We start from the raw sequence: 25,241 nt of genomic DNA, 5'->3' as shown, positions 1-25,241 counted from the left end.
GTCGCCGAGTCCGCGTGCGTGGCCGGCGTACGTACCCCGCAGGGCGGGCCGGGCGCTGAGCTAGATCCGCTCGCCGGACTGTCGCGGGGGCAGGCGGTCGGCGACGTACTCGGTGAGGTCGAGGAGGCGGTTGGTGTAGCCCCCTTCGTTGTCGTACCAGCCGAAGATCTTGACCAGGTCGCCGTGCGCCTGGGTCAGCGGGGCGTCGAGGACGCACGAGGCGGGGTCGCCCACGATGTCGCGGGACACGATCGGCGCCTCGGACACCCGCAGGACGCCCTTCAGCGGGCCGTCGGCGGCCTCCCGGAAGGCGGCGTTGACCTCCTCGGCGGTCACCGGCCGGTCGAGGACCACGCTCAGGTCGGTGAGCGAGCCGTCCTCGACGGGGACGCGTACGGCGATGCCGTCGAGGGTGCCGGACAGCTCCGGCAGCACCAGGCCGACCGCGCGGGCCGCGCCCGTCGACGTGGGGATGATGTTGACGGCGGCGCTGCGGCCACGGCGGAGGTCCTTGTGCGGGCCGTCGAGGACGACCTGGTCGTTGGTGTAGCCGTGGATGGTGGTCATCAGTCCCTTGACGATCCCGAAGTGCTCGTCGAGGACCTTCACCATGGGGGCGACGCAGTTGGTGGTGCAGGACGCGTTGGAGACGACGTCGTGCCGCTGCGGGTCGTAGGTCCCCTCGTTGACGCCCATCACCACTGTGGCGTCGACGTCCTTGCCCGGCACGGACAGCAGTACCTTGCGCGCCCCGGCCGTCAGATGCCGGCCCGCCTGCTCGCGGGTGCGGAAGCGGCCGGTCGCCTCGATGACCACGTCCACGCCGAGGTCGCCCCAGCCCAGGTCGGCGGGGTCGCGCTCGGCGGTCACGGCGATGCGGTGCCCGGCGACGGTGATCGAGTCGTCGTCGTGCTCGACGGGCCGGCCGAGGCGGCCGTACGTCGAGTCGTAGGCCAGCAGATGAGCCAGCGCCGCCGGTGAGGTGAGGTCGTTGACGGCGACGACCTCGACCGTCGTGCCGGTGCCGCTCTCCGCGCGCTCCAGCACGCAACGCAGGTAGTTCCGTCCGATGCGGCCGAAGCCGTTGATGCCGACGCGCACGCTCATGTCAGTCGCCCTCCCGATCAGTGTCCTCGTCCGTCGACCGCCAGACTGCGGGACGGGGACGCGACCGGGCTTGGGCCGGACGGGGGCGGGCCGGGGGACGTTCGGCCCCGCGGCTCGCCCCGGACGTCAGCTGCCGTCCTGCTTGAGCCGGTCGGCGGCCTGGGTGGCGATGACGGCGGCCTGGACGCGCCGCTCCACCCCGAGCTTGGCCAGCAGCCGGGAGATGTGGTTCTTGACGGTCTTCTCGGCGAGGTAGAGCCGCTGACCGATCTGGCGGTTGGTCAGCCCCTCACCGATCAGCGCCAGGATCTCCCGCTCCCGTTCGGTCAGGCCCGGCAGGGCGTCCGGCTCGGGCTCCGGCTCCTGACCCTGCCGCAGCCGCGCCATCAGCCGGGCGGTGGCGCTGGGGTCGAGGAGCGACTGGCCGGCGGCGACCGTGCGGACGGCGGACACCAGGTCGGAGCCCTGGATCTGCTTCAGCACATACCCGGACGCGCCCGCCATGATCGAGTCCAGCAGGGCCTCCTCGTCGTCGAACGAGGTCAGCATCAGACAGGCCAGCTCCGGCATGCTCGAGCGCAGTTCCCGGCACACGGTCACCCCGTCGCCGTCCGGCAGGCGCACGTCCAGCACCGCCACGTGGGGGCGCAGGGCGGGGACCCGGACCAGGGCCTGCTCGACGTTGGCGGCCTCACCGACCACGGTGATGTCCGGCTCGTCGTTCAGCAGGTCGTGCACTCCGCGCCGTACCACCTCGTGGTCGTCCAGCAGGAAGACCCGGATCGGGTTGTCGGGGCCGGGCCGGTCGCCGTCCGCCATCGAATGCTCCTCGTTCGCTCTGCGTCGCTCTCACGCCGGCCCCCGTGGGGCGACCGGCCACTGTCTACCGCTGATCCTCCGTGATCCGGGGCCGAAGGGCCAGGGCCTGAAGGCCCTACCGGGACCACGGGGGCCGGTCGGCCCCACCCGCGAGGACGTCCAGCACCTGCCGCCGCATCCGGGTGCGGCCGAGCCTGGAACGGCATCGCGTCGACAGAGTTCCGGGAGCATTCCATGAAGGCAGCAGTGGTCACGTCGTTCGGCCGGCCCTTGGTGATCGAGGAGCGGCCCGATCCGCAGCCCGGCCCCGGCCAGGTCCGTATCCGGGTGGAGGCGTCCGGGCTGTGCCACACCGACATCCACGCCGCGCACGGCGACTGGCCGGTCAGGCCCACCCTCCCGTTCGTCCCCGGCCACGAGGGCGTCGGTGTCGTCGAGGCGCTCGGCGACGGGGTGACCCACCTGGAGATCGGGCAGCGGGTGGCCGTGCCCTGGCTGGGCTGGGCCTGCGGGCGGTGCGAGCACTGCCTGTCCGGCTGGGAGACGCTGTGCGAGCGGCAGCGGAACACCGGCTACGGCGTGGACGGCGGCTACGCGGAGAAGATGCTCGCCTCGGCGGACTTCGCCGCCCCCGTGCCCGACGGCATCGACCCGCGCGACGCGGCCCCGCTGACCTGCGCCGGAGTCACCACGTACAAGGCCCTGAAGGTCGCCGAGGTACGTCCCACCCAGCTGGTGGCGGTCTCCGGGATCGGCGGTCTCGGCCACCTCGCCGTGCAGTACGCGAAGATCGCCGGAGCGACCGTCGCCGCGATCGACGTCACCGACGACAAGCTCGACCTCGCCCGTGAGCTGGGCGCCGACATCCTGATCGACGCCCGCAAGGAGGACCCGGCGGAGGTGCTCAAGCGGCACGGCGGCGCCCACGCGGCGATCGCGCTGGCCGTCGACGAGGGCGCCTTCGCCTCGGTGTACGGCGGTCTCAGGCGCGGCGGCAAGCTCGTCATGGTCGCCCTGCCCGCCGGCGGCACCATCCGGGTGCCGATCTTCGACACCGTCCTCAACGGCACGTCCGTGATCGGTTCGATCGTGGGTACCCGCCAGGACCTGGACGAGGTGTTCCGGCTCCACGCCGCCGGACGCACGAAGGTGATCTACGAGACCCGCCCGCTGGAAGCGGTCAACGACTCGATCGCCGAGGTACTCGACGGTCAGGTCAAGGCGCGCATCGTCTTCGCGATGTGACTCCCGCCGCATCGCCGCACACCTCCCCGGAAGTCGGACAAAGGAGCGTGACGCCATGGTCCGTTACGTGTACGAGTTCGCCGAGGGCGGCCGGGAGATGGCCGGTCTCCTCGGTGGCAAGGGCGCCAACCTGGCGGAGATGACCCGGATGGGCCTGCCGGTGCCGCCCGGCTTCACCGTCACCACCGAGGCCTGCCGGGCCTTTCTGGCCACCGGCTCAGCACCGGACGGTCTGGACCGCGAGATCTCCGAGCACCTGACCGCCCTGGAAGGGGCGGCGGGACGCCGGCTGGGCGAGCCCGCGGATCCGCTGCTGCTGTCCGTCCGCTCCGGGGCCCGTTTCTCCATGCCCGGCATGATGGAGACGATCCTCGACGTCGGACTGAACGACGAGTCCGTGCTGGGCCTGGCCAAGGTGTCCGGGAACGAGCGGTTCGCCTGGGACTCCTACCGCCGTCTCGTGCAGATGTTCGGCAGTACGGTCATGGGGGTCGACGGCGCGCTGTTCGAGGGCGTCATGGCCCGGCTGAAGGAGCGGCGGGGGGCCGCCGACGACCTGGGGCTGGACGCGGCCGACCTGGCCGAGCTGGTCGAGGCGTACAAGGAGCTGATCCGCGACCGGACCGGCGAGTACTTCCCGCAGTCGCCCGCCGAGCAGCTGCGCCGGGCGGTCCTCGCGGTCTTCGAGTCCTGGAACGGCGAACGCGCCCGGCTCTACCGCCGCCGCGAGCACATCCCCGACGACCTGGGCACGGCCGTCACCGTGCAGACCATGGTGTTCGGCAACCTCGGCGCCGACTCCGGCAGCGGTGTCGCCTTCACCCGCGACCCGGCCACCGGCCGGCCCGGCCTGTACGGCGACTACCTGCCCAACGCGCAGGGCGAGGACGTCGTCGCCGGCATCCGCAACACCGTCCCGCTCGACGAGCTGGGCCGTATCGACCCGGAGTCGTTCTCCCGGCTGCGGGACCTCATGCGCACCCTGGAGACCCACTACCGGGATCTGTGCGACATCGAGTTCACCATTGAGCGCGGCACGCTGTGGATGCTGCAGACCCGGGTCGGCAAGCGGACGGCGGAGGCGGCGTTCGCCATCGCGGGCCAGCTGGTCGAGGAGGGTCTGATCAGCGAGGACGAGGCGCTGACGCGGGTCGGCGGGAGCGGGCTGGCGCGGCTGATGTTCCCCCGCTTCGACACCTCCGCCGTCGGTGAGGCCCTCGCGCACGGCATCCCGGCCTCGCCGGGCGCCGCCGTGGGCGCGGCCGTCTTCGACTCCGCCGAGGCGGTACGGCGGGCCGCCGCCGGGGAGAAGGTCGTCCTCGTACGGCAGGAGACGACCCCCGACGACCTGCCGGGCATGGTCGCCGCCCAGGCCGTGCTGACCAGCCGAGGCGGCAAGACCAGCCACGCGGCCGTGGTCGCGCGCGGCATGGGCAAGGTCTGTGTGTGCGGCGCGGAGGAGATCACGGTGGATCCGCACGGGCGCCGCTTCACCGTGGGCGGCACCACCGTCGAGGAGGGCACCGTCATCTCCGTCGACGGGTCCGAGGGCGCTGTGTACCCGGGGGCGGTTCCGCTGGTCGACTCCGCGGTGATGCGTTACTTCGAGACCGGCGGGCAGGACGAGGAGCCGACGGGGCTGGTGGCCGCCGTGGCCCGGGCCATGCGGCAGGCGGACGGCGTACGGCGGCTCGGGGTGCGGGCGAACGCCGACACGCCCGAGGACGCCGCGCGGGCGCGGCGGTTCGGTGCCGAGGGCATCGGGCTGTGCCGTACCGAGCACATGTTCCTCGGCGACCGCAGACAGCTGGTGGAGGCGATGATCCTCGCCGGGACCGACGCCGCGCGCGAGCAGGCGCTGGACGCGCTGCTGCCGCTGCAGCGGCAGGACTTCGTCGGCATCCTGGAGGCGATGGACGGGCTGCCCGTGACCATCCGGCTCCTCGACCCGCCGCTCCACGAGTTCCTGCCCGACCGCACGGAGCTGGCCGTCCGTCTGGCGACCGCCGAGGCGCAGGGCAGCCCGCCCAGCGCGCACGACGCGGAGCTGCTGGACGCGGTGAACCGCATGCACGAGGAAAACCCGATGCTCGGCCTGCGCGGGGTACGCCTGGGCCTGGTCGCGCCGGGGCTGGTCGCGATGCAGGTGCGGGCGATCGCCGAGGCGGTGGTGGAGCGGCTGCGGGCGGGAGGCGACCCGCGGGCGGAGATCATGGTACCGCTCGTCGACACCGTCGAGGAGCTGCGGATCGTCCGTGAGGAGGTGGAGCAGGTCCTGGCGGAGGTCGCCGACCGGTCGGGCGTCGCCCTCTCGTGCCCGGTCGGCACGATGATCGAGCTGCCGCGGGCCGCGCTCACCGCGGGCAGGATCGCCGAGGAGGCGCGGTTCTTCTCCTTCGGCACCAACGATCTGACCCAGACCACCTGGGGCTTCTCCCGTGACGACGTCGAGGCGGCGTTCTTCTCCGCCTACCTCGACAAGGGCATCTTCACGGTGTCCCCGTTCGAGACGATCGACCGTGAGGGCGTGGGCCGGCTGGTCGAGATCGCCGTGGCGGAGGGCCGCGCGGTGCGACCGGACCTGAAGATCGGCGTCTGCGGCGAGCACGGCGGCGACCCGGAGTCCGTGCACTTCTTCCACGCCGCCGGTCTCGACTACGTCTCCTGCTCCCCGTTCCGCGTGCCGGTCGCCCGCCTCGAAGCCGGGCGGGCCGCGCTGTCGGGGACGGACGGCGGCGACACCCGGTGAGGAAGGAGTGTGCGTCATGACGCGCATCGTCGGTGAGGTGATGACCCGTGAGGTCGTCGAGGCGCGCCGGGACACGTCGTTCAAGGAGGTGGCGCGGCTGCTGGACCGGTACCGCATCAGCGGTCTGCCCGTGGTGGACCACGACGACAAGGTCGTGGGAGTGATCTCCGAGACCGATCTGATCCGCCGGCAGGCGGCGGTGGAGGCGGATCGGGGCCGGGCCCGGCGGTTCCTCGGGCCCGCGCTGCGCCGCTCCGGCCGTCGGGCGGCGGCCATGGCCCCGGCCGTGACCGCCGGGGACCTGATGTCGTCGCCGGCCGTCACGGTGCACCCGGAGCAGCGTGTCGCGGACGCCGCGCGGGTGATGGAGCGGCACCGTGTCGACCGGTTGCCCGTGGTGGACGAGGAGGACCGGCTGATCGGCATCGCGACCCGGCGGGATCTACTGCGGGTGTTCCTGCGCACGGACGAGGAGATCCGCCGGGACGTGACCGAGGAGGTCCTGACCCGTGCGCTGTGCCTGCCGCCGGGGGCCGTCACCGCGTCGGTGCGGGACGGTGTGGTGAAGCTGAAGGGCCGGCTGGAGCGGCGCGGTGACGTCCCGGTCGCCGTCCGGCTCACATGGCGGGTGGACGGGGTGGTCGGCGTCGTGAGCGAGCTGACGTTCCGGGTCGACGACATCGGTGCCTTCGATCCGCGGCCCCTGGGCGCCCGCCCGGCACGGTGATCCTGCCCGGAGCGCAGGGGGCCGCTGTGCCTTCCCGGCCCCGGACGTAACGGGCTCTCAGGGATCCGGACGTGAGACGGAGCGCCGGCCGAGTGTCGTCTCGGCCGGCGCTCCGGTCCGGGTCACAGGGCCCGCAGGCCGTGTTCCCGGAACTGTTCGCGGACCCGTTCCGTCAGTGCCGCGTCCGGGGTGGGGGTGTCGCGCAGCGGGAAGGGGATGCCGAGCGCCTCGTACTTGTGGGCGCCGAGCTTGTGGAACGGCAGGACGTCCACCCGGTCGACGTTGCCCAGCCCGGCGAGGAAGGCACCCAGCCCGTCGACGGCAGCCGGGTCGTCGGTCCAGCCGGGGACGAGGACGTAGCGAATCCACACGGGGACGCCGAGCCGGTCCAGGCGGGTGGCGAAGCTGAGGGTCGGGGAGAGGTTCCCGCCCGTCAGCGCCCGGTAGGTGCGGATGTCGAAGGACTTGACGTCCAGCAGGACGAGGTCGGTGTCGGCGAGCAGGTCGTCGGTGGCGCGGGCACCGAGGAAACCGGAGGTGTCGAGCGCGGTGTGCAGGCCGAGTTCCTTGCAACGGCGGAGGACACCGGCCGTGAACGCGGGTTGCAGCAAGGCCTCCCCGCCCGTGAGCGTCACTCCCCCGCCGGCGGTGGTGACGAAGGGCCGGTACTTCTCGATCTCGGCCGTCACCTCGTCGACGGTGGCCTCCTTGCCGTCGCGCATGTGCCAGGTGTCCGGGTTGGCGCAGTAGAGGCAGCGCAGTGGGCAGCCGCTGAGGAAGAGGACGAACCGGGTCCCGGGCCCGTCCACTCCCGTGGACAGGTCCCAGGAGTGGACGCGGCCGGTCACCGGCCCGGCGGTGGTGTTCACAGCGCTCCGTGGAAGGTGCGGCTGATCACGTCGAGCTGCTGCTCGCGGGTCAGGCGGACGAAGTTGACGGCGTATCCGGAGACGCGGACGGTCAGCTCCGGGTACTTCTCCGGGTGCTCCATGGCGTCCTCCAGCGTGGCCCGGTCCAGCACATTGACGTTCATGTGGAAGCCGCCGGAGGCCGTGTAGGCGTCGAGGATGCCGACCAGGTGGCCCGGACGCTCGGCCGGGTCGTGGCCGAGTCCCTCGGGTGTGATCGTCGTCGTCAGCGAGATGCCGTCCCGGGCCTGTTCGTACGGGAGCTTGGCGACGGAGAGGGCCGAGGCGGCCACCCCGTGCAGGTCCCGTCCGTTCATCGGGTTGGCGCCCGGCGCGAAGGGGGCTCCGGCGCGGCGGCCGTCGGGGGTGTTGCCGGTGTGCTTGCCGTACACGACGTTCGAGGTGATGGTCAGCACCGACTGGGTGTGCTCGGCGTCCCGGTAGGTGGGGTGGCGCCGTACCTTCGCCATGAACGACTCCACGAGGTCGACGGCGATGCGGTCGGCGCGGTCGTCGTTGTTGCCGTACGCGGGGAACTCGCCCTCGGTGCGGAAGTCGACAGCGAGCCCCGACGCGTCCCGGAAGACCTTCACGCGGGCGTGCTTGACGGCGGAGAGGCTGTCCACCGCGACGGAGAGGCCCGCGATGCCGCACGCCATGAAGCGGTGCACGGGGTGGTCGTGCAGGGCCATCTCGATGCGCTCGTAGGCGTACTTGTCGTGCATGTAGTGGATGACGTTGAGCGCGTTGACGTAGGTCTCGGCCAGCCAGTCAAGGGTGCGGTCGTAGGCCGCCCGCAGTTCCTCGTAGTCCAGGTAGTCGCCGGTCAGGGCGGGCGTCGCGGGGGCGATCTGGTCGCCGGTCATCTCGTCGCGGCCGCCGTTGACCGCGTACAGCAGCGCCTTGGCCAGGTTGACCCGCGCTCCGAAGAACTGCATCTGCCGGCCCACCGCCATCGCGGAGACGCAGCAGGCTATCGCCGTGTCGTCGCCGGTGCGGGGGCGCAACAGGTCGTCGGACTCGTACTGGATGGCGCTGGTGTCGATGGAGACCTGCGCGCAGAACCGCTTGAACCCCTCGGGCAGCCGCGGCGACCACAGGACGGTCAGGTTGGGTTCGGGGGCGGGGCCGAGGTTGTACAGGGTCTGCAGGAAGCGGAACGAGGTGCGGGTGACCAGGGGGCGGCCGTCGGCGCCGATACCGCCGATGGACTCCGTCACCCAGGTCGGGTCGCCGGAGAACAGGGCGTCGTACTCGGGGGTGCGCAGGAACCGCACGATCCGCAGCTTGATCACGAAGTCGTCGATGAGTTCCTGGGCGCGGGTCTCGTCGATCGTGCCCTCCTCCAGGTCCCGTTGGAGGTAGACGTCGAGGAAGGTGGAGGTGCGTCCCAGCGACATCGCGGCGCCGTTCTGCTCCTTCACCGCCGCCAGGAAACCGAGGTACAGCCACTGCACCGCCTCGTGCGCGGTGACGGCGGGGCGGGAGACGTCGCAGCCGTACGAGGCGGCCATCTGCGCGAGTTCTCCCAACGCCCTTATCTGCTCGGCCAGTTCCTCGCGGTCGCGGATGACCTCCGGGGTGGAGGGCCGCGCGTCCAGCAGGGTCCGCTCGGCCCGCTTGGCCTCGATCAGCCGGTCGGTGCCGTAGAGCGCGACGCGCCGGTAGTCGCCGATGATCCGGCCGCGGCCGTACGCGTCGGGCAGGCCGGTGATGATGCCGGCCTTGCGGGTGGCCCGCATCTCGGGGGTGTAGGCGTCGAAGACGCCGTCGTTGTGGGTCTTGCGGTAGGTCCCGAAGACACGCTTCACGAAGGGGTCGGCCTGGTAGCCGTACGCCTTCAGCCCGTTCTCCACCATCCGCAGGCCGCCGTTGGGCATGATGGCCCGCCGCAGCGGGGCGTCGGTCTGGAGGCCGACGATCAGTTCCCGGTCGCGGTCGATGAAGCCGGGCCGGTGCGAGGTGATGGTGGAGGGCAGTCCGGGGTCGACGTCGAGGATGCCCAGGCGTCGTTCCTCGGGGAACAGCCGGGCGACCTTGTGCCAGACGGCGAGCGTCCGCTCGGTCGGCCCGGCGAGGAAGGCCGCGTCGCCCTCGTAGGGCGTGTAGTTGGCCTGGATGAAGTCCCGTACGTCGACCCGATCGCGCCAGTGGGCACCGGCGAAGCCGCGCCACGCCTCGGTCGTCACACCGGGTCCAGCTGTCACCGTTGCCGTCATCGCCGGTCACTCCCTCGCTCCGCGCGCAGAATCTCTGCACTTCGATGCTCGTCCCGCACGGGGGCGGCGGGGAGGGTCTGTCGGCGCAGCCGGGCCGCGCCATCGGTCCCTCGCGGGTGGGGGCCGATGGGCCCTGTCGGAGTCCGGTGCGCGCACGTCCCGTCGACGGTCGGCGACGCGGACGACCGGGGGCGCCCCCGCGTCCTGGCGGAGGCGCCCCCGGTCCGTCGAACCGTCACCTCTTCGTCCGTCAGCGGTCGTTTCTCAGAGGAGCCAGCGGTGGCGGCTGACGAAGGGCAGGCGTGCCCAGGCCCTGCCGAGGCCCCAGGTGGCGCCGGCTCCCGCGGCGGCCAGGGCCACGAGGACGACGGCGTAGACGAGGTGGTAGTCGGCGAAGGGGTTGGTCGACATGCTCGCCGACCCGTCGGACAGGTGCTTCGCCGGTGGCCATTCCGCGACCCACATCAGGGCCATCATCAGGGTGCCGGCGACCGCGGCGAGCCGCAGGCCGATGCCCGCGATCAGGGCGAGCCCGATGCCGAGCAGTCCGAGCATGAACAGCGAGTCCGCCCAGCCGGCTCCGGCCCAGTCGTGGAACGTGGACTCCATCGGGCCGACGGCGACGTGGCTGAGGAAGCCCTCGGTCGGTGAACCGCCGTCGATCCAGCTCTTCCCGGACGGGGTCGCGTAGCCGAAGCCGAACGTCTTGTCGAGGAACGCCCAGAGGAAGACGAACCCGGTGAGGATGCGGAGCCCTGCGAACACGTACGAGCCGACCGCCGTCGCCCCGGTGGTCGTCTCGTCGGCGGAGGCGGAGGCGGGGGCCGTTCCGGTGCGGCGCAGGGACGGGAAGCGGAACGCGGGGCGACGCTGGGGGTGGTGGTGCACTGCCATGATGCTCATCCCTTTCGAGGGTGCGACGCGCGGAGGGACGCGCGGAGGGTGGACGTCTGTCGTGGCGTCTTCAATGTCCCGCGTCGCCGAGGCCCGCCGGAGAGGCCCCACGGGCCTGGGACACGGGCCGAACGTCCCCTCCGCCAGGTCCGGGCCGGGTTCCAGGACGGGGCCCCGCGATGGGGTGGTCGACCGACGGGGAGCAGCGATCGGGCAAGGTGGGCGGATGCCTGAGTCGTCCTTGCCCGGAGGTTTCGTCAACACGGTCGTGCGCGTCGGGGACACGGTGCGCCGTCCCGCCTCGGCTCGCACGAAGTTCGTGAGTGATCTGCTGAAGTTGCTCGAATCCAGGGGCTGGAGTGGTGCGCCGCGGTATCTCGGGACGGACGGCGAGGGCCGTGAAGTTCTCAGCTACCTCGACGGCCATGTGGCATGGGAGGCGCCTCAGCCCGCAGCCGTGTCGTCGGACGAGAGCCTTGCGGCGGTCGCCCGGCTCGTGCGTGAGTTCCACGACCTGACGGCGGGCACCCCGCTGGCCGGAGATCAGGAGGTCGTGTGCCACAACGACCTGTCGCCCAAGAACACCGTCTACCAGCCATGCCGGGGCGAGCTTCGGCCAACGGCGTTCATCGACTGGGACCTCGCCGCGCCGGGCGCGCGCGTCCACGACATCGCTCATGTCTGCTGGCAGTACCTCGGTCTCGGCCCCGCGGTCACTGACGTCGAGGAGGCGGGCCGGCGCATGAGGCTGATCGTCGACTGCTACGAGTTGCCGGACCGGCATCGTCTCGTGGCCACGATCCTGTGGTGGCAGGACCGGTGCCGGCGGGGCATCGAGGCCCAGGCCGACGCGGGGGACGCCGCCATGGCCCGGCTCCGTGACGCGGGGGCGGCGAGGCAGGTCCAGGCGGCCCTGCAGTGGGTCTCCGAGCACCGGGACGCGTTGGAACGCTCGGTGCGGTGAACGCCTGGGGCCGACGGGCATGGTGGCGTGGGCCTGGTACGGCACGGCGTACGTGACGGGACCGGATGTGGGCCCCAGGGCCGTTGGTCCTGTGTGCCGCCGGGTGCCCGACGAGTGACCAATGGCCCCATGACGGCCGGCGTCGGCGCCGGAGAAGCTGGGGGTGCTCCGTTCCCGACGGGCGGGCGAGCGCGAGGAGTTGTGTGATGGCGAAGGCATATCTGGTGGGCAGCGGCATCGCGGCGCTCGCCGCGGCGGCGTTCCTGATCCGTGACGGCGGCTTCGACGGGTCGGACATCCACCTGTTCGAGGAGCAGCGGCGGATCGGCGGCGGTCTCGACGCCGACGGCACGGCGAACACCGGCTACTCCGTGCGCGGGGGGCTGATGTTCGAGGCCGAGTACCGGTGCACCTACGACCTGCTCTCCGGCATCCCCTCCCTCGACGACCCCGCGGTGTCGGTGACGCAGGAGATCCTCGCCGAGCACGAGCGGTTCGCCTGGGACGACCTCGCGCGTCTCGTCGACGAGGACGGGAGGATCGTCGACACCCGCTCGACGGGCTTCTCCGAGCGGGACCGCCTCGACCTGGCCCGCTGCCTCGCGACGCCCGAGGCACACCTGGACGGCAGGCGGATCAGCGACTGCTTCGGCGAGCACTTCTTCACCACGAACTTCTGGTTCCTGTGGTGCAGTACGTTCGCCCTGCAGCCCTGGCACAGCGCCATCGAGTTCCGCCGCCACCTCAAGCGCTTCCTCCACCTGCTCCCGGAGTTCGCGACCCTGTCGGGCGTGCACCGTCCCCGCTACAACCCGTACGACTCCGTCGTACGGCCCCTGACGGCGTGGCTGCTCGACCGCGGGGTGACCGTCCACACCGGGTGCCGGGTCGTCGACCTCGAATTCGGGCCCGGGCACCGGGGCATCACGGTCGCGGCCCTCTCCCTGTCCCGACTGGGACGGGACGAGAAGATCGCCGTGGCGCCCGACGATCTGGTCCTCGTGACCAACGGCTCCATGGCCGACGCCCTCAGCGTCGGCTCGCACACGTCACCGCCGCGCCCGCCGCGCCCCCGTTCCGACGCCTGGCTGCTCTGGCACCGGCTGGCCCGCGGACGCGACGACTTCGGCAATCCGGACGCGTTCGACAAGCGTGTCCAGGAGTCTCGCGTGGAGTCGTTCACCGTGACCACCGAGGATCCGGGCGTGTTCCTGGACGCACTGGCGCAATTCGGCGGGCACGGGGCCGGACACGGCGGGCCGATGACGTTCACCGGCTCCGAGTGGCTGCTCACGATCGTCGCGGACGGCCGGCCGGTCCACCCCGACCAGCCCGAGGGTGTCGGCGTGTGGTGGGGGTACGCCCTCCACCCCGGCCGGGCCGGCAACCGGACGCCGAAGCCGATGACGATGTGCTCCGGGCGGGAGATCCTCGAAGAGGTCCTGCACCATCTGCGCCTCGACGGGGCGGTGGCGGCCCGTGTCCTGGCGACCTCGACGGTCGTGCCCTGCCTGATGCCGTACGCCACCAGCCAGTTCCTGGCCCGGCGGCGCGACGACCGGCCGGAGGTGGTGCCCAGGGGGTCGGTCAACCTCGCGTTCATCGGGCAGTTCGCCGAGGTCCCCGCCGACGCGACGTTCACCGTCGAGTACTCCGTACGGACCGCGTGGACCGCCGTGGCCCGGCTCCTCGGCCTCGACCGGCAGCCGCCCGCCGTCTACAAGGGACACCACGACCCGCAGGTACTGGTCGCCGCGCTGGAGACCGTGCACCGGCGGTGACCCGGAGCGCCGTCACCGCCCCGGACGGCTCCCTGAGGACCGGCGGGCCACTCGGGCCCGGCCGACCGCCACGGCGAGGAACAGCGCCGTCAGCAGGACGGGCACCGCGACGGTCGCGCCGGTCCCGCCGTGTCCGGGGCCGACGGCCACTGGCAGGAGCGCGGAGGCCACCGCGGCACCCAGGCCGACTCCGAGGACGGTGACGAAACGGTTCCGGGCGCGGTACATCCGCGCCCGTGACGTGAGCCAGGAGCGCGGATCGGCCCTGCCGACGTCACGCAGCTGGGTCGCCAGGGCCTCCCGTGCCTCGCTCCGGCGCCGTACGGCCGCGCGGATCCGCAGGCCCGCTGTGGTGGCGGTGCCCGCCGCGGCCACGGCACCGGGCACCCACCACGGGTCGGCCACGAGAAGCAGCACGGCCATACCCGCGACCGTCGCCCAGCCGCTCAGGCAGGCCGCCGACGTACCGCGCAGGGAGTCCGGACGGTCGGCCCCCGCGCGCACCGTCGCGAGGGCCGGCAGCCACCACACGCAGCCGGCAGCGGCCACCAGTGCGACGCCAAGGGCCGGGACGGGGTGCGTCACGTTCAGGCCGCCCTCTCGATCGCGGCGATCTCCGGGTGGTGCAGGTCGAACGCCGGCGACTCGGAGCGGATCCGTGGCAGCGAGGTGAAGTTGTGGCGCGGCGGGGGGCAGGACGTGGCCCACTCCAGGGAACGGCCGTAGCCCCAGGGGTCGTCGACGTCGACCTTCCTGCCGTACTTCGCGGTCTTCCAGACGTTGTAGAAGAACGGCAGGATCGACAGGCCCAGGAGGAACGAGCCGATCGTGGACAGGGAGTTGAGGGCGGTGAAGCCGTCCGCGGCGAGGTAGTCGGCGTACCGGCGGGGCATGCCCTCGGCGCCGAGCCAGTGCTGGACGAGGAAGGTGAGGTGGAAGCCCACGGTGAGCGTCCAGAACGTGATCTTGCCGAGGCGTTCGTCGAGCATCCTGCCGGTGAACTTGGGCCACCAGAAGTGGAATCCCGCGAACATCGCGTACACGACCGTGCCGAACACCGTGTAGTGGAAGTGGGCCACCACGAAGTACGAGTCGGACAGGTGGAAGTCCATCGGCGGTGACGCGAGGATCACCCCGGTCAGACCGCCGAAGACGAACGTGATGAGGAAGCCGGTGGTCCACAGCATCGGCGTCTCGAAGGAGAGGCTGCCCTTCCACATCGTGCCGATCCAGTTGAAGAACTTCACGCCGGTCGGCACCGCGATCAGGAACGTCATGAAGGAGAAGAACGGCAGCAGCACTCCGCCCGTCACATACATGTGGTGCGCCCACACCGTCACGCTCAGGCCGGCGATGGCGATGGTGGCGCCGATCAGGCCCATGTAGCCGAACATCGGCTTGCGGGAGAAGACCGGGATGACCTCGGAGACGATGCCGAAGAACGGCAGCGCGAGGATGTACACCTCCGGGTGGCCGAAGAACCAGAAGAGGTGCTGCCAGAGCAGTGCTCCGCCGTTGGCCGCGTCGAAGACGTGGCTGCCGAACTTGCGGTCGCACTCCAGTGCGAACAGTGCCGCGGCCAGCACCGGGAACACCAGCAGGATCAGCAGCGCGGTCAGCAGCACGTTCCAGGTGAAGATCGGCATCCGGAACATGGTCATGCCCGGTGCGCGCATGCAGATGATCGTGGTGATGAAGTTGACCGCGCCCAGGATCGAGCCGAAGCCCGAGAGGGCCACGCCCATGATCCACATGTCGGCGCCGAGCCCCGGCGAGTGGACGGCGTCGGACAGTGGGGCGTACAGGAACCAGCCGAAGTCGGCGGCGCCGCCCGGGGTCAGGAAGCCGAACGCGGCGATCGACGAGCCGAACAGGAACAGCCAGTAGGCGAGCATGTTCAGCCGTGGGAAGGCGACGTCCGGGGCGCCTATCTGCAAAGGCATGATCCAGTTGGCGAAGCCGGTGAACAGCGGCATGGCGAACATCAGCAGCATGATCGAGCCGTGCATGGTGAACGCCTGGTTGAACTGCTCGCTCGACAAGATCTGCAGGCCGGGGCGGGCGAGTTCGGCCCGCATCATCAGGGCCATCACGCCGCCGACGACGAAGAACGCGAACGCGGTGACCAGGTACATCGTCCCGATCTTCTTGTGATCGGTGGTCGTCAGCCAGTCGACCCACGTCGACCGCCCCTCCGCCGGGACGGCCGCCCCGGCCTCCTCACGGACCGGGGGACGCGAACGCGCCCCCGCCGTGTGCTTCTCCTGGTCCAGCTGCGCCTCGTCCATCGGACGGCGTCCTCCCCATCTGCTCATGTGCTCAAGGGCCGGGAAGCGCCCGCGCGTACCCATGGGAGACGCGGCGCATCCCGGCGCCGCCACATGATCGTCGGACCGGCCCCCCGCCCCGATAGGGTCGAACGGTCCCCACGTCGTCCCGCGATGGGGTCGAACGGTCCCTGTCGACTGCGGGCCGGATACTGCCCGGGTACAGGTCGGCCGCGGGCCCTGGCTCCGGGGAACCGCTGTCGGGACACACACCCGCCTGTGGGCCATACGGGCTGATCGGGCCTTGTACGGGGGCCGAACGGCCCTTGGGGCGGGCCCGGCGGCGGCGGACAGTGAGAGAGAGGAAGATCAGCGCGAGCATCGTCAGGAGGCGAGAGGCATGCGGCACCGGATGGTGAGTGACCTCATGACCACACGCGTCGTAGGGGTGCGGCGGGACACCGGCTTCAAGGAGATCGCCAAGCTGCTCGCCGAGTACGACATCACGGCCGTCCCGGTCGTGGACGACGACGACCGTCCCGTCGGCGTCGTCTCCGAGGCGGACCTCCTGCGCAAGGAGGCCGCCCAACTCGATCCGGCCGGGCTGCTGCCGGTGCTGCGGCCACGGGACGCGGCAGGGGCGAAAGCCGAGGCGTCCACGGCCGAGGGGCTGATGAACAGTCCCGTCGTGACCGCCCGGCCGCAGTGGACGGTGGTGGAGGCCGCCCAGGTCATGGAGCGCCACCACGTCAAACGACTGCCGGTGGTCGACGAGGCGGGACGACTCGTGGGGCTGATCAGCCGCGCGGACCTGCTACGCGTCTTCCTGCGCGGCGACGCAGCCATCCGGGAGGAGATCGCCGGGGAGGTTCTGGTACGGACCCTGGGCCTCGCGCCCGACACGATCACCGTGCGGGTGGTCGACGGGCGGGTCGCGCTGCGGGGCACCGTCGAGCGCAAGTCGATGGTCCCCGTGGTGGAGCGGCTGTGCCGGGGCGTGGACGGCGTCGTCGACGTCTCCGCCGAGCTGAACCACCGGATCGACGACACCTCTACGAATCCGTCGGACCTGGGGATGTCGCGCCGCTCCCCGCTGGCGACGTGATCCGGGAGCCGGGGGGCCGGGCGGTGACCCGGCCCCCCGGCTTCCCCTTTCCCTATGCCGTTTCCTGCCCGGCGGGCACGATCAGCACCGGGCAGTGGGAGCGGTGCAGCAGTTCCCGGGCCACGGAACCGAGATGGCGGCCTGGGCCGTGCGTCGCGGTACCGGCCGCGACCACGACCAGGTCGGCGGTGCGGGTGGCGTCCACCAGGGCCCGTACCGGGGCGGAGCCCGGCCCGGGAGCGTCCGCGCGTACGGTCGGGTGCCGTTCGCCCAGGTCCGCCAGTGCGGCGACCAACGCGGGGCGCGCGGTCGAGCGCCCGTTGGCCCGGTGGGACGCCACGGGGAGCACGGGGTGGTGCGTGGTGAACGGGGGGATCCGCAGACGGGCGCGGCGCAGTTCGGCCTCCTGGAAGGCGTAGGCCGCCGTACCCGCGTCGGTGGCGTCGTCGAGGGCGAGGATGATCTCGTCGTGGTTGTTCATCGGTGAGTCGCCGCGTACGACGAGCAGCGGTCCCGGCGCGTGCGCGGCCAGGCGCGCGCTCACCGAGCCGACCACCGCGCCGAGGATCCCGCCGAGGTCCCGGCAGCCGACGACGGTGAGTGCCGCATGCCGCCCCCGTTCCGCGAGGACGCCGGCCGAGTGCCCCAGGACCGGGACGGTGGTGACGGCCGTGCCGGGTCGACGGGCACGCACGCGTGAGGCGGCGGACGCGAGCACAGGCCCGGCCTCGTCGAGGTCCGGTACGGCGTGGACGATCTCCAGACCGACGCCGCGCAGGGCTGCCTCGTCCGCGGCGCGGTCGAGGGCGCGTACGGCGGTGATCGTGCCGTCCACGCCGACGGTCACGTGACGGGTCCTCATGGTGGTTCCTCCTGTCGGGGTGCGGGAAGGCTGCCGGAGTGCGGCACGGCTGCCGGGCTGCGGCCAGGCGTTCGGGGCTCTCGGGCGTGCTGGGCTCAGGTGTGCGGTACGACGGCCACCGGGCAGCCGACGTGGTGCAGGACCGCGTGGGTGACGGGCCCGGTGTGCGGGCCGGGCCGGGCGTCCCGGATCCGGCGTCCGACGACGACCAGCGAGGCGTCGGGCGACGCGTCCACGAGCGCGCCGGCGGCCCGCCCCTCGACGACCGTCTCGGCCACGGTGACCTCGGGGAACTTCGCGCACCACGGGCGCAGTGCCGCGACCACGGCGCGTTCCCGTTCCGCGAGCAGTTCGGTTGCCGGGACCGGGCCGCGAACGTCGTCGACGGCGTACGCCGCCGGGACCCGGTAGGCGTGGATCACGCGGAGCCCGGTGCCGCGGCGCCGGGCCGCGACGAACGCGAACTCGATCAGTTCGTCGCAGGGGTGGGAGACGTCGAGCCCGAGGACCACGTCCCTGTACGGGAGTTCGGGTATCTCGTCCGGCGACACCCCGTCCGGGGCCGGGAGATGTTCACCGGCGGCGCTCTCCCCGGACCGGACGAGCACCACGGGGCACGTCGACCGCGCCACGACCCGCTGGGAGACCGAGCCGACGACGAACCCGGCGAGACCGCTCAGTCCACGGGACCCGAGGACCAGAGGTTCCGCCTCGTCGGTGGCGTCGAGCAGAGCGGCGACCGGGGCCTCCCGCACGAGCCGGACCTCGATCCCGAGGCCGGGGTGCGCGGCCCTGACGCTGCGGGCCACCTCGTCCAGAATCTGTTCGGCCCACGCGCGCTGACCGGTGCCGACGGGGACGGAGGCCGGCGGACGCGGATGCCACTCCCAGGCGTGCACGAGCCGCAGCTCCATCCCCCTGCGCAGCGCTTCCCTGGCCGCCCAGTGGGCGGCGGCGAGACTCTCGGTCGATCCGTCGACTCCCGCGATCACGTGCCGAACCATGGTGCGCACCTCCTGTGTCCCGGCCGGATGGCCTGAGCCGAGCATCGGGGAGGGACACGGTGGTGCGCAGGGGGCCGCAAGTCCTTCCCCAGGGCCCTTGGGCCCCAACTCCCGCCGCGTCACGGGCCGGACGGCTCAGCGAGACACGAGAGCCGGGCGGGGGCGACGGGCGGCCACGTCCGTCGGCGAGCTCGTCGGTGAGAGCGGGGGCACGGTCGTCGGCGGGCCCGTCGGCGCGACCGGCATCGTCGGCGTCACCGACGACCGACGGTTCGTGCGGCGGCGCAGCGCACGGAGTGCCAGCGCGTCGCGCACGGCCCGCAGGGCGAACGCCACCACGGCGGAGCCCGCCAACAGGACGGCGTACCGCTTGCGAACGAGCGAGCTCGTTCTCGCCCCCGGTGCCGACGCCGATCGCGGTGTCGACACCGGGGGCAGGGTCGATGCCGATCGCAGTCTCGATGCCGATGTCGTCGTGAGCATGCTGCGTGCCCCTTCCGGGTCCTGATCCCTCTCCTCCATGCAACCGCCCGGCGAGCCACGGCGCAGGGTGCCGAAGGGCTCCCGTCGGGGGCCGTGCGGCCCGGCCGCGGAGCCGTACGTCCCCTACTGCGTCCGGCGCGGCGCCACCACTGTGGGCAGGGTCAACCACCCAGGCCCACCGGCTCCGCGGCGCGGGGCGGGAAGGAGTTCCCGATGTGGTCCGCAGCCCCGATGTGGTCCGCAGCTGCCGCTCTCCCGACACTGGAGACGATGGTGTCGGCGGCCGTGGCCGCTCCCTCGATCCACAACACCCAGCCCTGGCGTTTCCGGTTCGACCCGGACACGGTGACGCTGGAGGTCCGGGCCGTGGCGGACCGCGGGCTCCGGCACCTCGACCCCATGGGCCGTGCCCTGCACCTCTCCGTGGGCTGTGCCCTCCTCAATCTCCGGCTGGCGGTCGCCCACTTCGGTCGGGAACCGGTGACCCGGCTGCTGCCCCGGCCCGACGAACCGGATCTGCTGGCCACCGTACGGCTCGGCGGGCCGGTGCGGAACGCGGCCGTTCCCCGGCTGTACGAGGCGCTGTGGCGCCGGCACAGCAGTCGGTTCCCGTTCTCCGAAGCACCGCTGCCCGGCGCGGTGGCAGCGGAACTCGTCGAGGCCGCGCACAGTGAGGGCGCCCTGCTGAGCCTCCCCGGCCCTGGTGGGACGGAGCGGGTGCTGCGGCTGTTCCGTGACGCCGAGCGCCGCAACACGGCCGACCCCGACCGGGCGGCGGACAGCCGCCGTTGGGTGCACGAGCCGAACGCGGCCGCTCTCGGCATACCTCCGGCGGCGATCGGACCGCAGGACTTCTGGGAGCGGATGCCCCTCCGGGACTTCGGCGCGCACCGGCGTCCGTCCGTGCCGGCCACGCGTCCCTTCGAGAAGCGGCCGTCGATCGCCGTACTGTCCACCGCGCACGACCGCAGGTCGGACTGGCTGCGCGCCGGACAGGCACTCCAACGTGTCCTGCTGGTGGCCACGGCCCATGGGCTGCGGGCGTCGCTCCTGCACCAGGCGCTGGAGTGGCCCGATCTGCGGGAGCGGGTCGTGCCCTCGGCGGAGGCCCTGCGGGCCCACGCGCAGATGGTGATCCGGTTGGGCCACGGCCCGGAAGGTCCGCCGTCACCGCGCCGCCCGGCCCGGCAGGCGCTGGACGCGGACGTGTTGTTCGCGTCCTGACTGACTGGCGGCCCCCCCGCGCAGAGCCGGACGGCCCGGGGCGCGGTGCCGTCCGGCCCCTGGACCCCCGCGCCCCCGCCAGGGAGAGAATGGAGGGGACGGAAAGTGGGGGCGGACGCGTGACGACGCGACGGCCGGCACGCCGACAGCGGAGGTGGGCCATGACCGGCTCTGTCACCGTGGGTTTCAACGGCTCCCCCGCCGGTATGACCACCGTCTGGTGGGCCGCTCGCGAGGCCGCCGCCCGGCACCTGCCGATCGTGCTGCTCCACTCGTGGACCACGCAGCCGCTCGATGTGCCGGCCCTTCCGCAAGAGGCCCGCAGCAAGCAGCAGTACGGTCAGGACGTGCTGCGACGGGCCGAGGCGGAGGTGCTGCACCGCTACGGGGACCTCGACCTGTCGACGGAGCTGGTGGAGGCCCCCGCCGCCGATGAGCTGGTGGACCGGAGCGCCGACGCGGCCCTGCTCGTGGTCGGTTCCCGCGGCCACGGTTCCCTGGCGAGCTTCCTGCTGGGCTCCATCAGCCTGCACGTGCTGGGCCGGACCCGGTGCCCGGCCGTCACGGTACGGGCCGGCGATCCCTCGGCCGACGACAGCCGGGGCGGGCCCGCGGCGGCGGACCGGGACGCAGTCGTGGTGGGCGTCCAGGAGCCCGGGCCGGGCGCCGACGCGCTGCTCGACTTCGCCTTCGGCGAGGCCACGTCGCGGGGAACACCCGTCCGTGTCGTACGGGTCCTGCCCCTGCCGGCCTCCCTGGCGGCCCACCCGCACGGGAAGCTCGTCACCGAGCCGGTCGGCCCTCTCGAGGCGGAGGAACGCGTACGGCTGACCGCCGCGCTGACGCCCTGGCGGGAGAAGTTCCCCGACACACCCGTCGAGGAGCAGGTCATCACGGGCCATCCCTCCCAGGCGCTGCTGACGGCCGCGGTCACCGGTCGCCTCCTCGTCGTGGGGCGTCCCCGGTACCGGCCCGGTCCCTGGAGACTCGGCCCGGTCGCCCACGCGGCACTGCACCACGTGCCCTGCCCCGTGGCGATCGTCCCGCACGACTGAACCGCGACCGCTGAACCGCGACCGCGTGACCGTTCACGCTGACGGCAGTCCGCACGAGAGGCGCGGCGGCGACCGAACTCACGGCCCCGCGCGGGAACAAGACACGTCCGCGGGGCGCTGTTCCGGATACCCCGGCCGGTATCGCGACCTTCACGGCGAAGTCCGCGCGGAAGGGGTCCCCATCGCGGCTCGGAGGAAGGTGTGAGACCCATGACGGCTCCAGGGCAGGAGCGGCATTCACCGGGCGACCAGCCCCCGTTGGTGACCTCCTGCGGGCGCAGGATCACGGTGAAATGCCTGACGCTGACGGCGGCCCGGCCGATCACCCGGGTGACCTTGCGCGTGGGGCCGGACCAGGGTGACGAACCCGGTGTCTGGGCCGCGCTGACGGCCGAGGAGGCCCGCGAACTGGCTCACCGGCTACTCGCCCAGGCCGCCCGGGCCGAGTCCGCCGCCGGAACCGGTGTCGGAGCTGCCGCAGCTACCGCCGGAGCCGGAGCCGGAGCCGCCCGAGCGTGAACCGGGGGGCCGTTCGGCCGACAGGACGAGCCCCCTCGGCCCGAGCGCCGTCTCCCCGCGGCACCGCATGGTGGGTCCAGAGGCCGTTGAGGGAGGCCGCCATGCCGGAAGCAACCGTCGAGAACGTCCCCGCCGAGAACGCCATCGTCGTGGGCGTCGACGGCTCCGAGGCGTCGGTGTCCGCGCTGCGCTGGGCGGTCCGGGAGGCCCGAGCCGTCCACGCGAAGATCGTCGCCGTGCACGCCTGGGAGCCGACCGGGCCCATGCTCGCCCCGTACGCTCCCCCGTCTGCTCGCCCGACGGTCACCGAACAGCGGGTGAGAGCCGCGGGATTGCTCGCCGACACGCTGCGAGAGGCCCTCGGCCCCCGGATCGACGGTGACGTCCCCGCCGCTGACGTCCACGCCGTCGTGACGCAGGGGCCACCCGTTCGGGTGCTTCTGCGACACGCCCGCGGCGCGCATCTGCTCGTTCTGGGACGCCGGGCCCATGGCGCGTTCGGGCTGCCCCCGATCGGGCCGGTCGGCCGGGAGTGCCTGCTCCACGCGACGGTTCCGGTGGTCGCGGTGCCCGCCCCGGAGCCGTCCCCGGCAACGTCCAGGGGAGGGCCGCTCCTGGGGGATGCGGGCGATGGTCAGGACGGGTACGACGTCCGCGCTCTCGTGGCACGGGTCACGGCTCCCGTGCGGGGGTGACAAGTCGGGGGCGTTCGGCCCTGGCGCGTTCGCCGTCCTCGTGTTGTCCTGAAACCGATGGGAAGGGCCCCGTAGGAGAGACGCGGAGAAGCGGCCCGCGAGGTCGCGCACCGCGCAATCAGGATCCGCGAGAAGCGGGTGGGGCCCTTCCCGTCCCGCACCCCGGCTCCCGTGCCGCCGACCGACCGCAGGGTGTCACCCGTACAGCGGTCGCCAACCGCACTCGACCCGAAGCGCCCCGCCCGCGCGCCGCACGCCTTGCCCAGGACTGAAGGCCCTCGCCGGGCGGTGAGTCGGTACCGGTCGGCCCTGACGACGGAACCTGAACGGCCCATGTGACGGCGGTGTTCCGACTGGCACCTTCCACAGGGACGACGAGGAGGAGGTGCGGACCAATGGCCGGTGGCAGGCGGGGAAAGAAAACTCTGTGGCGATGGCGGAGCAATCCGCTGCGGCGCCACGAGGACGTACTGGAGGCGTGGGTCGTACTCGCCGTCTGGACGGTCATGGTGATCGGAGGCACCCTGGCCGGCTTCCTGACCGCGCGGGCGGCGCAGGAGGTCTTCGCCGACCAGCGCGCCGAGCGGCGTTCGCTCCCAGCCGTACTCCTCTCCGGCGTCCCCGTGCCGAGTTCGGGTCCGTTCAGCACGGGCGATCGTTCCTCGGCGGAGGTCCGCTGGACCGCTCCGGACGGCACCCCGCGTACCGGAACGACGCTGGTGGAGGCCGGCCGGAAGGCCGGCACCCGGGTCACGGTCTGGACCGACGGGACGGGCTCCCTGACCAGTGAGCCGCCCACCCCGAACGAAGCGGCGGTCGAGGCCGGCGCGCTCGGCACGGCCGCGGCGCTCGCCCTGAGCGGCCTGACGTACGGCGTCGGCCGTGCCGGACGGTGGTGGCTCGACCGGCGCCGTGTCGAGCAGTGGGGCAGGGAATGGACCCTGGTCGGCCCGCAATGGGGCCACAGGACGAGCTGACACCGTTCCTAAATACTGAGCGGGAGTGAGTCCTGTTGCCAGAACTCATGCTCAGCCGGACGCCCCGAACGGTGTTGGGTGTCCTGGTCGCCCGCTTTCGCTCCGCGTCCGGCGCGCAGGGATCGTGTCCGTGGTCCGGGAACGCGGGGGCGGGGTCCCTCACGCCCCGGGACGCCTGGTGGGGCCTGGACGGTCCGATGCCCCGCACGATCACTCCGGTCGTGTGGGGGCGGTGCCGTCCGTCGCCGGACCGGGTGTCCCAGGGCGCGCCTTCCGATCGCCACGGCTGCCGCGTCGTGGCGGGTGGTCTTCCTGTTCGCGGTGGTGAGGGGTTGTTGCCAGTGCTGGGTGCCCCAGCGGCTGGTGTAGGCGGGGTCGACGGCGACGACGGTGATGCCGAGTTCGGCGGCCATCGACACCAGCCGGGCCCGCAGCCTGGCCACGGGCATACCGGAGATGAGCTTGCGGAACTTCTTGCGGCGGCCGTGTTTCTCGCGGGTCGTCTCTGCGGTGAAGTCGAGGTCCTCGATGGCGAGGGCGAGGTGGTGGCGGCGGGCCCAGTGCAGCAGGCCGATCAGGGCGTGCCGGACTTGGGCGTCGCGGTGGGCGGCGCTGCCCGAGAGGTCGTAGCCGAACCGTCTGGGTGCGCCGATGGGGTTGCCGTGGGTGTCCAGGCGCCAGGCGGCCAGGTGGTCGGCGTTGGTGTCGACCCCCGCCAGGCCGCCCGCGCGGACCGAGGCCAGCGGCACGGTCTTGGTCGCAGGGTTGGTCCAGGAGGCGGTGAGGTACCAGCGGCCGCGTGCGGTGTCTTCGTGGATGCGGTAGGCCACGGCCCGGTTGGCATGGATGCGGTCGGCCCACTGCTCACCCCGGTGCGCGAAGGCCACCCTCGCGGTGAGCACGTACCGGCCGTGCGGGGCGTTCGCCAGATACGCCAGCGGGGCGGGGAGTTTGAGGGAGATCTCGCCGTCGGGGGTGACGCGGATGGTCTCGTTGCCGAACCGCTTGCCGGACTCGCCGTCGGCCTGGAGGAAGCGGCGCTCGGCCTGCCAGCGGGTGCGCCACTGCTTCTCGGTGAGTTGGGCGGCCTTCAGGTGGTGGCGGGTGTTCAGCAACCCTTTTCCGCCCCGCACCACACGCACCCGCCCGGTCTCCCAGTCCGCCCGGACTGCCTGGAGCCGGTCGGTGAGCACATGCAGACGGCGCGCCTTCGCATGCCACTCCCGCCTGCTGGCATAACCCCCCGGAACCCGCCCGCTGCCTTTCTCGCCCACCGGCAGCGACAACCGGTGCGCGATCATCCGCACACCCGCTTCCAGGCTCTGGATGTGCGCGAGCTGACTCCGCCGGGCCAGCCCCCACTGATCATGCGTGGCCTTCGTGATCGACCCGGCCCAACGGGAGGACGACACCCCCGTCACAGACCGCTTACGCGCAGCCCACCCCTCGGCGTCGTGGTCCAGCCCGCACACCGGACCTTCAGATCCCGGGAGGCCAGCGCGCCCAGATGATCCCCCACCAGACGAAGAACGCGCTCGTCCTCGGCGGTCAGCTGCTTGAGCCGGTCACGGACCGCCACACCCGACGGGCCGACGGCGACGAACGGCGCCGCCAACTCCCGCAGCCCACCCATCCCC

Annotated in this window: 20 protein-coding genes and 1 pseudogene; 11 read left to right on the top strand and 10 right to left on the bottom strand. The window is 72.4% G+C overall.

Annotated elements, in window-relative coordinates:
* Nucleotides 1-60 precede the first annotated feature (60 nt).
* Complete coding sequence (gene gap / locus AOK23_RS13820; RefSeq protein WP_055713008.1) at nucleotides 61-1,107, bottom strand: type I glyceraldehyde-3-phosphate dehydrogenase; 1,047 nt, start codon at nucleotides 1,105-1,107, stop codon at nucleotides 61-63.
* 126 nt (nucleotides 1,108-1,233) lie between these two features.
* Nucleotides 1,234-1,926 (bottom strand): response regulator, encoded by a 693-nt coding sequence (locus tag AOK23_RS13815; RefSeq protein ID WP_055713007.1) that lies wholly within the window; start codon nucleotides 1,924-1,926, stop codon nucleotides 1,234-1,236.
* 234 nt (nucleotides 1,927-2,160) lie between these two features.
* On the opposite strand from AOK23_RS13815, the gene adhP reads away from it, so the two are divergent.
* Genes adhP through AOK23_RS13800 form a run of 3 tightly spaced genes read left to right on the top strand, consistent with a single transcriptional unit; the run spans nucleotide 2,161 to nucleotide 6,647 of the window.
* Complete coding sequence (gene adhP, locus AOK23_RS13810; RefSeq protein ID WP_055713006.1) at nucleotides 2,161-3,171, top strand: alcohol dehydrogenase AdhP; 1,011 nt, start codon at nucleotides 2,161-2,163, stop codon at nucleotides 3,169-3,171.
* A gap of 55 nt (nucleotides 3,172-3,226) precedes the next feature.
* On the top strand, nucleotides 3,227-5,920 hold the full coding sequence (gene ppdK / locus AOK23_RS13805; RefSeq protein ID WP_055713005.1) for a pyruvate, phosphate dikinase: 2,694 nt from the start codon (nucleotides 3,227-3,229) through the stop codon (nucleotides 5,918-5,920).
* Between the two features lie 16 nt (nucleotides 5,921-5,936).
* Nucleotides 5,937-6,647 carry a CBS domain-containing protein gene (locus AOK23_RS13800; protein ID WP_055713004.1) on the top strand — a complete coding sequence of 237 codons (711 nt, stop codon included), beginning with the start codon at nucleotides 5,937-5,939 and terminating at the stop codon, nucleotides 6,645-6,647.
* A gap of 122 nt (nucleotides 6,648-6,769) precedes the next feature.
* Here the strand turns inward: AOK23_RS13800 and pflA are convergent, their stop codons facing one another.
* The 3 genes from pflA to AOK23_RS13785 all read right to left on the bottom strand — a co-directional run bounded on the left by pflA (nucleotide 6,770) and on the right by AOK23_RS13785 (nucleotide 10,668).
* On the bottom strand, nucleotides 6,770-7,516 hold the full coding sequence (gene pflA, locus AOK23_RS13795; RefSeq protein ID WP_206336198.1) for a pyruvate formate-lyase-activating protein: 747 nt from the start codon (nucleotides 7,514-7,516) through the stop codon (nucleotides 6,770-6,772).
* Nucleotides 7,513-9,774 (bottom strand): formate C-acetyltransferase, encoded by a 2,262-nt coding sequence (pflB, locus tag AOK23_RS13790; protein ID WP_055713003.1) that lies wholly within the window; start codon nucleotides 9,772-9,774, stop codon nucleotides 7,513-7,515. The genes pflA and pflB overlap by 4 nt, the downstream gene beginning before the upstream one ends.
* A 264-nt stretch (nucleotides 9,775-10,038) precedes the next feature.
* The gene (locus AOK23_RS13785) at nucleotides 10,039-10,668 is read right to left on the bottom strand and encodes a DoxX family membrane protein (protein WP_055713022.1); all 630 of its coding nucleotides are present in this window, start codon (nucleotides 10,666-10,668) and stop codon (nucleotides 10,039-10,041) included.
* 226 nt (nucleotides 10,669-10,894) lie between these two features.
* Here AOK23_RS13785 and AOK23_RS13780 point away from each other — a divergent pair, with 226 nt between their 5' ends.
* Entirely contained in the window at nucleotides 10,895-11,632 is a 738-nt protein-coding gene (locus tag AOK23_RS13780) for a phosphotransferase (RefSeq protein WP_055713002.1), read from the top strand.
* Nucleotides 11,633-11,838: 206 nt separating this feature from the next.
* Nucleotides 11,839-13,413, top strand: a complete 1,575-nt coding sequence (locus tag AOK23_RS13775) for an oleate hydratase (RefSeq protein ID WP_055713001.1) — start codon at nucleotides 11,839-11,841, stop codon at nucleotides 13,411-13,413.
* A 12-nt stretch (nucleotides 13,414-13,425) separates the two neighbouring features.
* On the opposite strand, the gene AOK23_RS13770 is transcribed toward AOK23_RS13775, so the two are convergent.
* Together AOK23_RS13770 and ctaD are read right to left on the bottom strand one after the other, a co-directional pair.
* Complete coding sequence (locus AOK23_RS13770) at nucleotides 13,426-13,998, bottom strand: hypothetical protein (protein ID WP_055713000.1); 573 nt, start codon at nucleotides 13,996-13,998, stop codon at nucleotides 13,426-13,428.
* A 2-nt stretch (nucleotides 13,999-14,000) separates the two neighbouring features.
* A complete protein-coding gene (gene ctaD, locus AOK23_RS13765) occupies nucleotides 14,001-15,701 on the bottom strand; it encodes an aa3-type cytochrome oxidase subunit I (RefSeq protein WP_079049462.1) in 1,701 nt (566 codons plus the stop codon).
* Between the two features lie 379 nt (nucleotides 15,702-16,080).
* Here ctaD and AOK23_RS13760 point away from each other — a divergent pair, with 379 nt between their 5' ends.
* On the top strand, nucleotides 16,081-16,785 hold the full coding sequence (locus AOK23_RS13760; RefSeq protein ID WP_055712999.1) for a CBS domain-containing protein: 705 nt from the start codon (nucleotides 16,081-16,083) through the stop codon (nucleotides 16,783-16,785).
* Between the two features lie 52 nt (nucleotides 16,786-16,837).
* Here the strand turns inward: AOK23_RS13760 and AOK23_RS13755 are convergent, their stop codons facing one another.
* Nucleotides 16,838-17,647 carry a universal stress protein gene (locus AOK23_RS13755; protein ID WP_055712998.1) on the bottom strand — a complete coding sequence of 270 codons (810 nt, stop codon included), beginning with the start codon at nucleotides 17,645-17,647 and terminating at the stop codon, nucleotides 16,838-16,840.
* Nucleotides 17,648-17,742: 95 nt separating this feature from the next.
* The gene (locus AOK23_RS13750) at nucleotides 17,743-18,651 is read right to left on the bottom strand and encodes a universal stress protein (RefSeq protein WP_055712997.1); all 909 of its coding nucleotides are present in this window, start codon (nucleotides 18,649-18,651) and stop codon (nucleotides 17,743-17,745) included.
* A gap of 696 nt (nucleotides 18,652-19,347) precedes the next feature.
* Here AOK23_RS13750 and AOK23_RS13740 point away from each other — a divergent pair.
* The 5 genes from AOK23_RS13740 (at nucleotide 19,348) to AOK23_RS13720 (ending at nucleotide 23,604) form a co-directional block, all read left to right on the top strand.
* Entirely contained in the window at nucleotides 19,348-20,358 is a 1,011-nt protein-coding gene (locus AOK23_RS13740) for an Acg family FMN-binding oxidoreductase (RefSeq protein WP_240496379.1), read from the top strand.
* A gap of 161 nt (nucleotides 20,359-20,519) precedes the next feature.
* The gene (locus AOK23_RS13735) at nucleotides 20,520-21,413 is read left to right on the top strand and encodes a universal stress protein (protein WP_055712995.1); all 894 of its coding nucleotides are present in this window, start codon (nucleotides 20,520-20,522) and stop codon (nucleotides 21,411-21,413) included.
* Between the two features lie 210 nt (nucleotides 21,414-21,623).
* On the top strand, nucleotides 21,624-21,932 hold the full coding sequence (locus AOK23_RS13730) for a hypothetical protein (RefSeq protein WP_240496378.1): 309 nt from the start codon (nucleotides 21,624-21,626) through the stop codon (nucleotides 21,930-21,932).
* Between the two features lie 101 nt (nucleotides 21,933-22,033).
* The gene (locus AOK23_RS13725) at nucleotides 22,034-22,627 is read left to right on the top strand and encodes a universal stress protein (RefSeq protein WP_055712993.1); all 594 of its coding nucleotides are present in this window, start codon (nucleotides 22,034-22,036) and stop codon (nucleotides 22,625-22,627) included.
* A gap of 395 nt (nucleotides 22,628-23,022) precedes the next feature.
* Nucleotides 23,023-23,604 (top strand): Rv1733c family protein, encoded by a 582-nt coding sequence (locus AOK23_RS13720; RefSeq protein WP_055712992.1) that lies wholly within the window; start codon nucleotides 23,023-23,025, stop codon nucleotides 23,602-23,604.
* 8 nt (nucleotides 23,605-23,612) lie between these two features.
* Here the strand turns inward: AOK23_RS13720 and AOK23_RS13715 are convergent.
* A pseudogene (locus AOK23_RS13715) lies at nucleotides 23,613-25,237 on the bottom strand (IS200/IS605 family accessory protein TnpB-related protein).
* Nucleotides 25,238-25,241 lie beyond the last annotated feature (4 nt).

The sequence above is a fragment of the Streptomyces torulosus genome, from assembly GCF_001419765.1.
GTDB lineage: Bacteria > Actinomycetota > Actinomycetes > Streptomycetales > Streptomycetaceae > Streptomyces > Streptomyces torulosus.
The sequence above is the reverse complement of the archived record's forward strand: the minus strand, read 5'-3'. Positions and strand labels throughout refer to the sequence as shown.